At 73.4% G+C, this 13,383-nt stretch carries 10 protein-coding genes and 1 pseudogene; 6 read left to right on the top strand and 5 right to left on the bottom strand.

What is annotated here, in order from left to right:
• Window positions 1-54 precede the first annotated feature (54 nt).
• The 4 genes from ACFU5G_RS03655 to ACFU5G_RS03640 all read right to left on the bottom strand — a co-directional run bounded on the left by ACFU5G_RS03655 (window position 55) and on the right by ACFU5G_RS03640 (window position 5,674).
• Window positions 55-1,455: a Gfo/Idh/MocA family protein gene (locus ACFU5G_RS03655; RefSeq protein ID WP_377240884.1), complete on the bottom strand. Its 1,401-nt coding sequence runs from the start codon at window positions 1,453-1,455 to the stop codon at window positions 55-57.
• Between the two features lie 125 nt (window positions 1,456-1,580).
• On the bottom strand, window positions 1,581-2,621 hold the full coding sequence (locus tag ACFU5G_RS03650) for a 3-oxoacyl-[acyl-carrier-protein] synthase III C-terminal domain-containing protein (RefSeq protein ID WP_377240882.1): 1,041 nt from the start codon (window positions 2,619-2,621) through the stop codon (window positions 1,581-1,583).
• Between the two features lie 4 nt (window positions 2,622-2,625).
• A complete protein-coding gene (locus ACFU5G_RS03645) occupies window positions 2,626-3,240 on the bottom strand; it encodes a SprT-like domain-containing protein (RefSeq protein ID WP_377240880.1) in 615 nt (204 codons plus the stop codon).
• 124 nt (window positions 3,241-3,364) lie between these two features.
• The gene (locus ACFU5G_RS03640) at window positions 3,365-5,674 is read right to left on the bottom strand and encodes an LLM class flavin-dependent oxidoreductase (RefSeq protein ID WP_377240878.1); all 2,310 of its coding nucleotides are present in this window, start codon (window positions 5,672-5,674) and stop codon (window positions 3,365-3,367) included.
• A gap of 120 nt (window positions 5,675-5,794) precedes the next feature.
• On the opposite strand from ACFU5G_RS03640, the gene ACFU5G_RS03635 reads away from it, so the two are divergent.
• From ACFU5G_RS03635 to ACFU5G_RS03625, 3 genes are all read left to right on the top strand, one after another.
• A complete protein-coding gene (locus ACFU5G_RS03635; protein WP_377240876.1) occupies window positions 5,795-6,301 on the top strand; it encodes a MarR family winged helix-turn-helix transcriptional regulator in 507 nt (168 codons plus the stop codon).
• A gap of 211 nt (window positions 6,302-6,512) precedes the next feature.
• A complete protein-coding gene (locus ACFU5G_RS03630; protein WP_377240874.1) occupies window positions 6,513-8,630 on the top strand; it encodes an adenylate/guanylate cyclase domain-containing protein in 2,118 nt (705 codons plus the stop codon).
• Window positions 8,623-10,053, top strand: a complete 1,431-nt coding sequence (locus ACFU5G_RS03625) for a mechanosensitive ion channel domain-containing protein (protein ID WP_377240872.1) — start codon at window positions 8,623-8,625, stop codon at window positions 10,051-10,053. The genes ACFU5G_RS03630 and ACFU5G_RS03625 overlap by 8 nt, the downstream gene beginning before the upstream one ends.
• On the opposite strand, the gene ACFU5G_RS03620 is transcribed toward ACFU5G_RS03625, so the two are convergent.
• Window positions 10,023-10,721 carry a FadR/GntR family transcriptional regulator gene (locus tag ACFU5G_RS03620; RefSeq protein ID WP_377240870.1) on the bottom strand — a complete coding sequence of 233 codons (699 nt, stop codon included), beginning with the start codon at window positions 10,719-10,721 and terminating at the stop codon, window positions 10,023-10,025. The two genes, ACFU5G_RS03625 and ACFU5G_RS03620, sit on opposite strands and share 31 nt — an antisense overlap.
• A 71-nt stretch (window positions 10,722-10,792) precedes the next feature.
• Here ACFU5G_RS03620 and ACFU5G_RS03615 point away from each other — a divergent pair, with 71 nt between their 5' ends.
• The 3 genes and pseudogenes from ACFU5G_RS03615 to ACFU5G_RS03605 all read left to right on the top strand — a co-directional run.
• The gene (locus ACFU5G_RS03615; RefSeq protein WP_377240868.1) at window positions 10,793-11,578 is read left to right on the top strand and encodes a (Fe-S)-binding protein; all 786 of its coding nucleotides are present in this window, start codon (window positions 10,793-10,795) and stop codon (window positions 11,576-11,578) included.
• Window positions 11,575-13,092: a LutB/LldF family L-lactate oxidation iron-sulfur protein gene (locus tag ACFU5G_RS03610; protein WP_377240866.1), complete on the top strand. Its 1,518-nt coding sequence runs from the start codon at window positions 11,575-11,577 to the stop codon at window positions 13,090-13,092. The genes ACFU5G_RS03615 and ACFU5G_RS03610 overlap by 4 nt, the downstream gene beginning before the upstream one ends.
• Window positions 13,089-13,383 (top strand): annotated as a pseudogene (locus tag ACFU5G_RS03605) (lactate utilization protein C); the annotation flags it as partial. The gene ACFU5G_RS03610 and the pseudogene ACFU5G_RS03605, both read left to right, overlap by 4 nt.

Below are 13,383 nucleotides of genomic sequence, written 5' to 3'. Positions count from 1 at the left end.
CGGCTCAAAGCGAAGAAACTTAGGCCTCGAAGGAGAGGGGGACAGTCGGGATCGTCAGATGCCCAGGTTCAGGTCCTCGATGCGGACCGGGTCGCCCGTCTCCAGCGAGCGGTTGCCCGCGTAGCCCACCGACGACGCGCGGACGCCGTCGACGTAGCCGGCCGCGCGGGCCAGCGGGTCGGGCTCGGCCGACGGCTTGAACACGTCGGCCAGCAGCAGCGCGTCGCCGCCGCCGTGCCCGCCGCCGCCGCGCACGATCGGCCGCTCCTCGGCGCGCTCCCAGTGCCGCTGCACCACGAGCCGCTCGCCGATGGGGCGCACCACGTCCTCCTCGAACACCTCGGTGGCGCTCGGGTCGAGGATCGCGGCCCGGCCGTCGCCGAACTCCACGGAACCGCGCTCGACGACCTCCAGCTCCGCCCGGCCGCGCGTGCCGTTGACCACCACGCGGTAGCCCTCCCACGGCGAGTGGGCGGTGAGCGAGTAGGTCATCAGCGCGCCGCCCTCGTACTCGACGACGAGCCCGAGCGTGTCCTCGGTGGTGATGCCCGCGTCGAAGACCGAACGGTTGCGCACGTAGCCGTCCACCGCCTGCGCCTCGGGCCCGTACAGCGTGGACAGCCACTCGTTGTCCTCGACGGAGAGGTGCCACGGGTCGACGCCGAGGTCGTTCAGGGCGCGCTCGCCGGCCGTGGGCTCGTAGTCCGTCTCGTGGGCGCCGTCGTCGCCGTAGAAGCGCCGGCCGCCGGAGGCGAAGACGCGCTGCGGCACGCCGTCGATCCACCAGTTGACGAGGTCGAAGTGGTGGCTCGACTTGTGCACCAGCAGGCCGCCGTTGTTCACCTTCTCGCGGTGCCAGCGGCGGAAGTAGTCGGCGCCGTGCACGGTGTCCAGCGCCCAGTCGAAGTGGACCGACAGCACCTTGCCGATCTCGCCGCTCGCGATCACCTCGCGCAGCGCGCTGTTGCGGGGCGAGTAGCGGTAGTTGAACGTCGTGACCAGGTCGCGGCCCGTCTCGGCCACGGCGTCCACGATCTGCCGGGCCTGGTCGGGGTGCGCCGCGATGGGCTTCTCCACGACGACGTCGGCGCCGGCCCGCAGGGCGCGGGTGACCAGGTCGGCGTGCGTGCGGTCGATCGAGGTGACGATCACGCGGTCCACGGAGTGCTCCGCGATCGCCTTCTCCAGGTCGTCGGGCTGGTACACGGGGCGGATGCCGCCGAGCGCGGCGGCGACCCGCGCTTCGTAGGCCGCGGCGCGCACGGGGTTGGGCTCGACCCAGGCGACGATCTCGCCGTCCGGGGCGTGCGTGCCGATCAGGGCGTCGACGTACATCGACGCGCGGTGCCCCGTGCCGACCACCGCGTAGCGGCGGCGGCCCTCGGGCAGCGGCCCCGACGGCGGAACGGGCTCATGGGTCGGACCGGTGATCGGCTCGGTGGTCGGCTCAGGCATCGGTGGAGAGCTCCTTCGGTCGTCGTCGACGTCGGGTGGATGGGATTGAAACGATACGACGCCGGGAAAGCGCTGTCCATGCCCTCCGCGCGGTAGCTGCCCCGCTACCGAGCCAGCCCGCCGGCTCACCGCTCCGGCGTCAGCACCACCTGGCCGGCCCACGCGAACCCGCCGCCGAACCCGAACAGCAGCGCGGGCACGCCCGCCGGGATCTTGCCCGCGTGCCACCACTTGGACAGCCCCAGCGGGATCGACGCCGCCGAGGTGTTCCCCGACTCCGTGATGTCCGTGACGACGACCTTGCTCTCCATGCCGAGCGCCTTGGCCAGCGGCTCGATGATCCGCAGGTTGGCCTGGTGCGCCACGAGCACCTCGATGTCGTCGAGGCTCAGCCCGGACGCCGCCACGACGTCGCGCGCCCGGTCGGCGGCCCGGGTGATGGCCCACTTGAACACCGAGCGGCCGTCCTGCTGGAACTTGACCTCGGGCGCCTCGATCCGCACCGCGGGCGTGAGCTCCGGCTCGGTGCCCCACACCACGGGCCCGACGGCGGGCGCGTCCGCCGCCTGCAGCACGGCCGCGCCCGCGCCGTCGGCCGTGAGGATGCACGTCGAGCGGTCGGTCCAGTCGGTGTACGCCGTCAGCTTCTCGGCACCGATGACCAGCGCGGTGCGCGCGGAACCGGTGCGGATGGCCTGGTCGGCCACCCCGATGCCGTGCGCGAACCCGGAGCACGCCACGTTGAGGTCCAGCGCCGCCGGCCCCACGACGCCGCGCAGGTCCGGCGCCTCCTCGCCCTCGGGCGTGGAGGCACCCGGCTGGACCCCGGTGTGCAGCGCGTAGGCGACCCGGCCGGCCGTGTTCGGCGAACGGTCGTCGTTCGTGGCGGTCGCGACGATCACCAGGTCGACGTCTTCCGCGGTCAGGCCGGCGTCCGCCAGCGCGTGCTCGGCCGCCGCCGTCGCCATGTCGGCGACGGTGACGTCGTCCGCGGCGACGTGCCGCGTGACGATGCCGGTCCGCGACCGGATCCACTCGTCGTTGGTCTCGACCCGCTGCGCGATGTCGTCGTTCGTCAACGTCTGCGGTGGCTGGTGGTGCCCCAGACCGATGATGCGGGAGCCGGCAGCGCCGGGCGGGAGCGTGAGAGCGGACGACGTAGCCATGGGCTCAACGTAGCGCGCCGAGGTCGAACGGCTCCATGACCGTCCCGGCGTCCCGCTCCCGCGCCAGCCGCGCCACGCGCTCCTCGGCACCCGGCCCGGTGGCCGGCGTCTCGCCCACCTCGCGGAACGCGCCGCGCAGCTGGCTGTCGTACCGCTCCCCCATCGCCGCGTTGCGCCCCTTGTAGGTCCAGGCGATGAGGTTCGCCACGGTGAACCGCGGCCCGCACGAGCGGCAGGACATGATGCCGGACGGCCGCCGGAACCGGGTGGCCCGGTGGCCGTCCGGGCACGTGCCCACCCACGGCCCGTCGATCGACGGCGCCGACGGGTCCACGCAGCGCCGCCCGGAGCACCCGATCCGCACCGCCACCTCGCGCCAGGCCGGCCCGTGCTTGGCCTTGGGACCCGCGAGCGCGTGCGCCACCTCGTGCAGGATCGTGTCCCGCACCTCGCGCTCGTCGTGGATGCGGGTGAGCGGTGCGGACAGGCTGATGCGCTGTTTGCCGTAGCTGCACATCCCGGCGCGCCGCACGGCGTCGTCGAACTCGAACGTCCAGGCCTTCAGCCCGTGCTGGTCCATCAGTTCGCGCGCCAGGCGCGAGGCGGCGACAAGGTTCATGGGTTCCCCTGCGGTGGTGTGGCGGTCAGATCGCGTCCGGCTGAACCGGACGCGATCGAACCTACGGGTTCTCACCCACACGCGGGTGAAGTTATCCACAACCGTGCGTGACAAGGCGGACGAGTCAGGCCTCGCTCCCCGAGGAGACCTCCGCCGGGTCGGCCGGCGGGATCGGGAAGTTCGTCCGGAACACGTTCGACGGATCGTAGACCGCCTTCACCTGGCGCAGCCGCGTGAGGGTCGGCTCCGGGAACGCCTCCAGCAGCCGCTCGGGCCTGCTGTCGGTGTCGAAGGACAGGTACGAGCCGTCCATCACGGGCCCGATCTCGCCGTCCCACGCCTGGTTGAGCCGGTCCTGGCTGGACCCCAGCGCCGAGAGCGCGAAGTTCTGGTGCCGGTGGGCGTACGCGGTCGCGTCCGGGGCGACGTCGTTCCCCGCCCCGCCCGTCGCCCGGATCGAGGTGAAGTACGACTCGCCCGAGGCGAGCAGGCGCTCGATCGCGCGGCTGGTGCCCTGGTCCAGGTGCGTGAGCAGGCCGGACCGCGCCGACGGGTCGCCGCCGCCGGAGTGGTGGGCGTCCTCCTTGCGCACCACGCCCGAGTACGGCAGGAGCTGGGCCTGGTGGCCGAGCAGCGGGCCGGCGTCGGCCAGCAGCTCGAGCTGGGCGATCGCCTCGTCCGGGTCGGCGTCGGCGCCCTCCGCGGCGAACACGGTCAGGAGCTGCGCCATCGGCGGCTGACCGCGCCGCCCCGAGCCCAGGATCATGAACGACGTGAGCCCGTGCGGCGCCGCCTCGACGGTGGCTCCCCAGCGCTCCAGCAGGCCCGCGGTGTCGGTGGCGTCGAGCGTCATCTGCGAGAACACCACGTTCCCGACGGCGCCGGCCTCGATCTCGATCCAGGTGACCACGCCCATGTTGCCGCCGGCGCCGCGGAGCGCCCAGAACAGGTCGGGGTGCTCGTCGCGGGAGGCGTGCAGCACCCGTCCGTCGGCCGTGACCACCTCGGCCGCGACCACATGGTCGATCGTCAGGCCCTGCAGCCGGCCCAGGAACCCGATGCCCCCCGTCGTGGCGAGCCCGCCCACGCCGACGCCGCCGTAGTCGCCCGAGGTGATGGCCCAGCCGCGCGGCGCGAGCACCTCGGCGACCTCGCCCCAGGTGGCCCCGGCGCCGATCCGCACCCGGCGCGTGGCCTCGTCGACCACCTCGACCGAGCGCATCCGGCTGAGGCTGAGCACCACGCCGCCGTCGTTCGTGGACCGGCCGGAGATGCCGTGCCCCGCGGAGCGGACGGCGAACTCGACGTCCTGCTTCTGCACCCACGCGAGGCCGGAGGCGACCTCGTCCACGCCCTGTGGCCGCAGCACCAGGCCCGGCGCGCCGGAGCGCAGGTAGTTGTGCCGCACCGCGCCGTACTCCCGGTCCCCGGGCTCCACGGCGTGCGCCGCGAGCTCCGGCGGGAGCGAGTCGTAGTCGACCCCGTCGCGGCGCGCGGCCAGGGCCGCGGTCCCCCGGCGGGCGGCCGCCGGCGTCGTGCCGCTGGACCGGCGCTCGGCCGCCACCGCCTCGCGGACGGCGGGCGCGACCTCCTGCGCGAAGGCGCGGATCTGGTCGGGGTCGTCCCCCATGGCGATGAACCCGCTGACGCCGTCCTCCAGCGCCATCAGGGTGAGCTCCTCGACCCACTGGTCGGCCGGGCCCTGCAGCGGGCCGGTGGAGCGGTCGGTGATGGTGCCGCCCAGGTTCAGCAGCCGGCGGATCGCGCTCGGCGAGCGCCCGGCCTCCTCGGCCGCCTCGTCGATCGTCGCGTTGCCGCGCGCCAGGTCGCCGTCCTTGAAGTAGGGCAGCGAGGGAAGCCAGCCGTCGGCCTTGGCGCCGGTGAGCCGGAGCATGCGCTTCTTGTACGCCCCGAGCCAGATCGGGATGTCGTGCGCGGGGGCCGGGCCTCGCTTGGCGCCGTCGACGTGGTGGAACTGCCCCGGCACGCGCAGCGGCGTCCGGTTTCCGGCGTCCCAGATGCCGCGCATGATCTCGATGCCCTCCTCGAGGGCGGTGACGCCCTCGCCGGGCGTCCGGCGCGTGGCGCCCATCGCGACCATCGCGTCCCAGAAACCACCCGTGCCCACGCCCATCTCGAACCGGCCGCCGCTGAGCAGGTCAAGGCTCGCGGCTGCGCGCGCCAGGTGTGCCGGCGGGCGCATGCCCAGGTTGAGGACGTTGCCGGAGAGGTGGATGCGCTCGGTCTGGGCGGCCACCCACGACATGAGCGTCCAGGTGTCCAGGAACGACGGCTGGTACGGGTGGTCCTGGAACGTGACCAGGTCCAGGCCGAGCTGCTCGGAGAGCTGGGCGAGCCGGACGGGAACCTGCGGGTCCGTGTTGGTCGGGGTGATGAACGTGCCGAAGAGCAGGTCGTGCCCGTAGTCGGTCATGCGTGCGGTGTCCCTCGTTGTCGCTCTGCGCCTGCCGCGCGTCACGGCAGATCGTCTGTCTAGCAGACGATATTACTCACAACTCTTCTTGATCGCCGCACATTCCCGTAGGATGTGGGCATGAGCACCGTCCCCACCGAGACCCGCACGGGCCGGCACTCCCTGTTCGGCTGGTCCCTCGCCGCGCTCCTGCGCGAGTGGAGCGCACGGGTCGACGCCGCCGCGGACGACCTGCCGCAGGGCACGCGCGGCTACCAGCTGCTCACCGCCGTGGTGCACGGCCACCTGCCGAGCCAGGCCGCGCTCGCCGCCTCGCTCGGCATCGACCGCACGGTGATGACCTACCTGCTGGACGCCTTCGAGGGCTGCGGGCTCGTGGAGCGGCAGCAGGACCCGGCCGACCGGCGGGCCCGCCGCATCGTCGCGACGGACCGTGGCCTGGAGGTGCTCGCCGCGATGGACGCGCGCGTCGCCGCCGCGGAGGAGGAGCTGCTCGCCGGGCTCGAGCCGGCCCAGCGCGCGGTGCTCCGTGAGCTGCTGGAGCAGGCGGCGTCGGGCACCGGCCCGGAACATGACCCGTGCCGCACGGTGGTCCAGGCGACCAGGGCGGCGGACTCGCCCGCCTGAGGCTGCGTCTCGCGCAGACACCCAGACACCGCCGGGATACCCGGACAAGATCCCCTTGATCACCACATACCGAGGACTCGACCACTCCCCGTCCGGCGCTTGACCGAATCTCGATCTAGCCTCCGGTAAGGGACGACGTCAGGGGGCGGACGGTTGACCCATGCCGTGGCACCCCTCTGAGTCCGTACGGAGGGGACCAAGGATGACGGAAGTGCCACCCGATCGCCGTCGGGCCGGGATGTCCATCCTGTCGAAGCTGCTCGCCATGCTCCTGGGGGTCAGCCTCCTGTCGGCGCTCGTGGCCGGGATCGTGGGGTACCGCAACGGCACCGACTCGCTCCGGACGGCCGCGACCGAGCGCATGATCGAGGTGCGCGAGTCCCGCGCCCGCGAGATCGAGGCGTACATGGACGGCCTGCGGCACACGATCATCCTGGACAGCCGCGGCATCGCGGCCCAGGCCGTCCCGGAGCTGCACGACGCGTTCCACGAGCTGGACGAGCAGCCCGCGTCGGCGTCCGAGAAGGCCGCCGTCCGCGCGTACTACGAGCGGGGCTTCGTGCCCGAGCTGGAGGCCCGGCAGTCCGGCGAGGCCGACGTCGAGGCGCTGCTGCCGGCGTCGAACGCCGCCTGGCACCTCCAGGCGAGCTACACGGCCGCCGACGAGGACTGGGACGCCCGTCTGGCCACGGACGACGCGGGCGACGGGAGCGACTGGTCGGCCGCCCACGCGAAGTACCACGACTTCTTCCGCGAGACGGTGCAGCAGAAGCAGTACGAGGACATCCTGCTGCTCGACGACGAGGGCAACGTCGTCTACTCCGCCTACAAGGGCGTGGACCTCGGCACCAACGTGCTGACCGGACCGCACACGGGCGGCGCGCTGCAGGACGTGTTCGAGGAGGCCTCCCGCGCGACCAGCGTGGACACCATGGCGATCAGCGACCTGGACCGGTACACGCCGTCGGAGGGCAAGCCGACCCTGTTCGCGGCGTCACCCGTGGGCTCGGGCGGGCAGACCACCGGCGTGCTGGTCTACCAGGTCCCGATGGGCGAGATCGACGGCATCATGACGTCGGGCGGCGCGTGGGAGAAGACCGGCCTCGGGGCCACCGGCGAGACCTACCTCGTGGGCCCCGACCACCTGATGCGCTCGGTCTCCCGCGGGCTGCTGGAGGACCCGGAGGAGTACCGCGACCAGGTCGTGGCGAACGGGACGCCGCGCGAGACGGCCGACCGCCAGGTGGCGGTCACCGGCTCGGTGCTCCTGCAGCCCGTGGAGTCGCGCGCGGTGGACGAGGCGCTGCGGGGCCGCTCCGGCACCGGGGTGAACACGGACTACCGCGGGCACGAGACGCTGGCCGCGTGGATGCCGCTGGACATCCCGGGCCTGCAGTGGGTGCTCGTCGCCGAGCTGGACACGACGGAGGCGTTCGAGCCCGTGCGGGACTTCACCCGGCACCTGCTGATCAGCGTCGCCGTGCTGGTCCTGCTGGTGTCGCTCGCATCCTTGCTCCTGGCCCAGGTGTTCGTCCGGCCGGTGCGGCACCTGGTGACAGGGGTCCGCGAGGTGGCGGGCGGCAACCTCGACGCCCGGGTGAACGCCACCAGCCGGGACGAGTTCGGCGAGCTGGCCGGCGCGTTCAACGACATGGCCCGGTCGCTGCAGACCAAGGCGGACCTGCTGGACGAGCAGCAGGCCGAGTACGAGCGACTGCTGCACACCCTCATGCCCGAGGCCGTCGCCCGCCGCTATCAGGACGGCGAGGAGACCATCGCGGAGTCGCACTCCGACGTGACGGTCGTGTACGCCGAGGTGGTGGGGCTCGACGACCTCACCCGGAGCATGTCGTCGGACGAGGAGCTGGAGACCGTGAACCTCCTGGTCCGCGGGTTCGACGAGGCGGCGGAACGGCTCGGCGTGGAGAAGGTGCGCACCCTGCGCTCCGGGTACCTGGCGAGCTGCGGGCTCGTGGTGCCCCGGGTGGACAGCGCCCGGCGCTCCCTGGAATTCGTCCGCGAGATGCAGCGGGTCGTCGCGGCGTTCGACGCCCAGCACGACGCCGCCCTGCGGCTGCGCGCGGGGCTCGACACCGGGACGGTGACCAGCGGGCTCGTCGGCCGCCAGAACGTCGTCTACGACCTCTGGGGCGACGCCGTGAACCTCGCGTTCAGCCTGCCGCGGACCAGCGACCGGCCGGGGGTCTTCGTCTCCGCCGCCGTCCACGACCGACTGCGCGACCAGTACGCCTTCCGGGAGGCCGGCACCGTCGAGAGCGGGTCCGGCACGGAGCCCGTCTGGGAGCTGGAGGAGGACCGCCGTGGCTGACCTCACCGCACAGCCGTGGTTCTGGTGGGCGCTCGGCGTCGCCGTCGGCCTGCCCGTGGTGCTGCTCGCCCTGACCGAGCTGCACGCGGCCCTCGCCCGGCGGGACAGCCCGGCGGCGCGGCCCGTCGCGTTCCTGCGCACCTACGTGGTCCCGGCCGTGGCGCTCCTGCTGCTGGTGACCCAGGCGTCCCAGGTCTCGGCGGAGGTCACGTGGGTGCGGATCATCGCCACGGTGGCCGGTCTGCTGGTCCTGCTCGTGCTGCTCTCCGGCCTGAACGTGGCACTCTTCAGCAATGCCCGGGAGGGCACCTGGCGGGCGCGGATCCCCTCGATCTTCGTGGACATCTTCCGGGTCGGGGTCGTCGCCGCGGGCCTGGCGGTGCTGTTCTCGTGGGTCTGGGGCGCCGACGTGGGCGGGCTGTTCACCGCGCTCGGCGTGACGTCCATCGTGCTCGGCCTGGCGCTCCAGAACGCGGCGGGCTCGATCATCTCGGGCCTGCTGCTCCTGTTCGAGCAGCCGTTCAAGATCGGCGACTGGCTGGACACGGGCTCGACCCGTGGCCGGGTGGTCGAGGTGAACTGGCGAGCGGTGCACATCGAGACCGGCGACGGCATCCGCGTGGTGCCGAACGCCTCCCTAGCGGGCGCCGAGTTCACCAACCTGAGCGTGCCGAGCACGGAGCACACCGACACCCTGACCGTCGCGTTCGCCCCCGCCGACGCACCCGACCGGGTGCGGTCGGTCCTGCTGCGCACGGCCGAGCGGCTGCCCGCGCTCGTGCCCGGCGAGCGGCCCGGGGTCAGCGTGCTCGGCGGGGGCAGCTACGCGGTGGCCCTGCCGCTGCCCACCGTCACCGCGGTCGCCGCGACCCGCTCGCTGTTCCTGGGAACGCTCTGGTACGCGGCCCGGCGGGAGGGACTGCACCTGGACGGCGACGCCGGCTGGGGCAGCCCGCTGCCGGACGGCGCCGACGCGCTGCGCCGGCTCGCCCCGACCCTCCGGCTCGACGACGAGCAGGTGGCCACGTTCGCGGACGCCGTGGTGGTGCAGCGGTTCGGCGACGGCGAGGTGACGCAGCCGTCCGGCGTCGTGCCGGACGCGATGAGCGTGCTGCTCGACGGCGCCGGGTACCTCTCGCTGCCCGCGCCGCCGGGCGAGACCCGGTCCGTGCTGGAGCTCGGCCCGGGCGACCTCCTCAGCCCGACCGTGCTGACCCGCGAGCCGTCCGCGCTGGTCGGGGTCTCGGTGGGCGAGTCGACGGTGGTCCGCATCCCCGTGGACACGGTGCGAGAGATGGTGCGCCGGCGCCCCGACCTGGCCCGCGACGTAGGCGCCGAGATCGACCGCCGCCGGGACGCGGCCGGGCTGGGCCGGGCCGCCGCGAGTCCGGTTCAGCGCTCGCCCAGGCCCGCCTCTCGGTAGAAGCCCTCGATGTGCTCGCGCATGAGGCGGTCCGCCTCGGCGGCGTCACGCCGGGCGACGGCGTCGACGATCCCCTCGTGCTCGGCGCACAGCCGCGCCGCCGTCCGCGGCCAGTCCGCGACCGCCTGGGCCCCGGTCGCCACGTAGGAGGCGACGGCGGCGCGCATGCCGCTCAGGATCGCCTCGACGAGCTGGTTGCCGCCCAGCCGCGCGATCCCCAGGTGCAGGTCCTGGTCGTGCTCCAGGAACTCGTCGATGCCGAGCCCGGGCACCGCCATGGCCGCGAGGTGTGCGCGCAGGGGCGCCAGGTCGGCGTCGCCCCAGCGGCCCTCCGCGGCGTCGCGCACGGCGCTCGCCTCGAGCAGCACGCGCGTGCGGACGACGTCGGACACGGGCAGCGTGCCGGAGGCGACGTGCAGGCGCACCGCGGCGCCCAGGCCGGCCGCGGGCCGGTCGATCACGGTGGCGCCCGCGCCGGGACCCGAGCCGACGGCGGTCCGCACGATGCCCATCGCCTCCAGGATCCGGATGGCCTCGCGCACCGACGGGCGGGACACGCCCAGCTCCTCCGCGAGCGCCCGCTCGGCCGGAAGACGTTCGCCGAGGGACCAGGTGCCCGCGGCGAGGCCCTCCTCGATCCGGGCCAGGACACGCTCGTGGGTTCTCACCGCTGCATGGTACGTGGTGTGGTCTGTCCACAGTGGGCTATGGTGTGGTCAGACCTCGAAGGAGAGTGCCCATGCGCATCGCCCTGGCCGCCACCTGCATCGCCGACGCGATGTTCCCGCAGGCCCCGAAGGCCGTCGTCACGCTCCTGGAGCGGCTGGGGCACGAGGTCGTGTTCCCCGCCGAGCAGGCGTGCTGCGGCCAGATGCACGTGAACACCGGCTATCTCGCCGAGGCCGTGCCCGTGGTGCGGAACCACGTGCGGACGTTCGCCCCCGTGGCGGACGGCGAGTGGGACGCCGTCGTGGTGCCGTCCGGATCGTGCACGGGCTCGATCCGGCACCAGCAGAAGATGGTCCTGGAGCGCGCGGGGCTGGACTCCGAGGCGCGGACGGCGACGGCCGTCTCGGCGCGCACCTACGAGCTCTCGGAGCTGCTGGTCGACGTGCTCGGCGTGACCGACGTCGGCGCCTGGTTCCCGCACCGCGTCACCTACCACCCCACCTGCCACTCGCTGCGGATGCTCGGCGTCGGCGACAAGCCCGAGCGGCTGCTGCGCGCCGTCGAGGGGCTGGAGCTGGTGCCGCTGGAGCAGGCCGAGGGCTGCTGCGGGTTCGGCGGCACGTTCTCGCTGAAGAACGCCGACACGTCGGCGGCGATGCTCGACGACAAGGTGGCGAACGTGGTCGGCACGGGCGCCGAGGTGCTCACCGCGGGCGACTGGTCGTGCCTGATGCACATCGGCGGCGGCCTCTCGCGCGGCGGCACGGGCGTGCGGCCCATGCACCTGGCGGAGATCCTGGTCTCCACGCGCGAGGCGCCCGTGGTGCCCGGCGCCCGTCAGGAGGTGGCCCGATGAGCACGTTCCTCGGCATGCCGGCCACGCGTGCGGGCCGCGGTCCCAGCCCGGACGCCGCGCCCGGCACCCTCGGGGGTGTGGGCCGCCCGGAGGACCCGCTGCACTGGGGAGCGACCTTCCCGCACGCCGCCAAGGCCGCGCTGGAGAACGAGCAGCTGCGCCGCAACCTGGGCAACGCGACCGCCACCATCCGGTCCAAGCGGGCCCGCGTGGTGGGCGAGGTGCCGGACTGGGCGGCCCTGCGCGACGCCGGGTCCGCGCTCAAGACCGACGTCATGGCCCGGCTGCCCGAGCTCCTGGAGGAGCTCGAGCGCAACGTGACCGCGCGCGGCGGCGTCGTGCACTGGGCGCGGGACGCCGCCGAGGCCAACCGGATCGTCGCCGACCTGGTGCGGGAGAAGCAGACCGACGAGGTCGTCAAGGTCAAGTCCATGGCCACGCAGGAGATCGGGCTGAACGAGGCGCTGGCCGAGGAGGGCATCGCCGCGGTCGAGACGGACCTCGCGGAGCTGATCGTGCAGCTCGCCGACGACATGCCGTCGCACATCCTGGTGCCCGCGATCCACCGCAACCGCACGGAGATCCGCGACATCTTCCTGGAGCGGATGGCGGACGCCCCGCCGGACCTGACGGACGTGCCGCGCGAGCTCGCGATGGCGGCCCGCGCGCACCTGCGACGCAAGTTCCTCTCGGCGAAGGTCGCGATCAGCGGCGCCAACTTCGCCGTCGCGGACACCGGGACGCTCGCCGTCGTGGAGTCCGAGGGCAACGGGCGCATGTGCCTCACACTGCCCGAGACCCTGATCACGGTGATGGGCATCGAGAAGCTGGTGCCCACCTATCGCGACCTGGAGGTGTTCCTCCAGCTGCTGCCGCGCTCCTCGACGGGCGAGCGGATGAACCCGTACACCTCCATGTGGACGGGCGTGACCCCGGGCGACGGCCCGCAGGAGTTCCACCTGGTGCTGCTCGACAACGGCCGCACCAAGGTGCTCGCCGACGAGGCCGGGCGCTCGGCCCTGCACTGCATCCGCTGCTCGGCGTGCCTCAACGTCTGCCCCGTGTACGAGCGGGTGGGCGGGCACGCCTACGGGTCGGTCTACCCCGGCCCGATCGGCGCGATCCTGACGCCGCAGCTCACCGGCGAGAAGTCCGACCTGCCGTACGCCTCCACGCTGTGCGGCGCGTGCTACGAGGTGTGCCCCGTCAAGATCGACATCCCGTCGATCCTGGTCGAGCTGCGGGCGCGCGAGGTCGAGCTCGCCGGTTCCTCGCCCGACGCTGCGGACCGGGTGTGGAAGGCGGCGATGAAGGCCGCGTCCTTCGCGATGGCCGACGGCGCCCGGTTCCGCCGGGCCGCGCGGGTACCGCGGGCGCTGCGGGCGATCTCGCGGAACGGCGTGATCAAGCGGCTGCCGTTCCCCGGCTCGCTCTGGACCCGCTCCAGGGACCTGCCGGAACCACCGAAGCAGACGTTCCACGACTGGTGGGCCGAGCGGGAGGACAAGCGATGAGCGACGCCAGGACCGAGATGCTGTCGCGGATCCGGACGGCGCTGGGGGCCTCCACGCCGGAGCCCGCGTCGGTGCCCCGGGAGTACCGGGCGGCCGGGGAGCACGCGCCTGGGTCCGACGTCGTGCTGGAGCTGCTGGTGGACCGGCTCGTGGACTACAAGGCGCACGTGCACCGGGTCGCTGCCGCCGACCTGCCGGGGCTGCTGGCGGACCTGCTGACGCCGGGTGAACCGGAGGCCGATCCCGGGCGGTCGGCAGAACGTCAGGTGGTCGGCAGCTCGGAATACCGAC

This window comes from Promicromonospora sp. NPDC057488, assembly GCF_042802395.1.
Lineage (GTDB): Bacteria > Actinomycetota > Actinomycetes > Actinomycetales > Cellulomonadaceae > Promicromonospora.
The sequence above is the reverse complement of the archived record's forward strand: the minus strand, read 5'-3'. Positions and strand labels throughout refer to the sequence as shown.

Bases quoted from the DNA above. Each gene is read 5' to 3' on its own strand.
- ACFU5G_RS03655 (WP_377240884.1), bottom strand. From the start codon at position 1,455: ATGCCTGAGCCGACCACCGAGCCGATCACCGGTCCGACCCATGAGCCC.
- ACFU5G_RS03650 (WP_377240882.1), bottom strand. From the start codon at position 2,621: ATGGCTACGTCGTCCGCTCTCACGCTCCCGCCCGGCGCTGCCGGCTCC.
- ACFU5G_RS03645 (WP_377240880.1), bottom strand. From the start codon at position 3,240: ATGAACCTTGTCGCCGCCTCGCGCCTGGCGCGCGAACTGATGGACCAG.
- ACFU5G_RS03640 (WP_377240878.1), bottom strand. From the start codon at position 5,674: ATGACCGACTACGGGCACGACCTGCTCTTCGGCACGTTCATCACCCCG.
- ACFU5G_RS03635 (WP_377240876.1), top strand. From the start codon at position 5,795: ATGAGCACCGTCCCCACCGAGACCCGCACGGGCCGGCACTCCCTGTTC.
- ACFU5G_RS03615 (WP_377240868.1), top strand. From the start codon at position 10,793: ATGCGCATCGCCCTGGCCGCCACCTGCATCGCCGACGCGATGTTCCCG.
- ACFU5G_RS03610 (WP_377240866.1), top strand. From the start codon at position 11,575: ATGAGCACGTTCCTCGGCATGCCGGCCACGCGTGCGGGCCGCGGTCCC.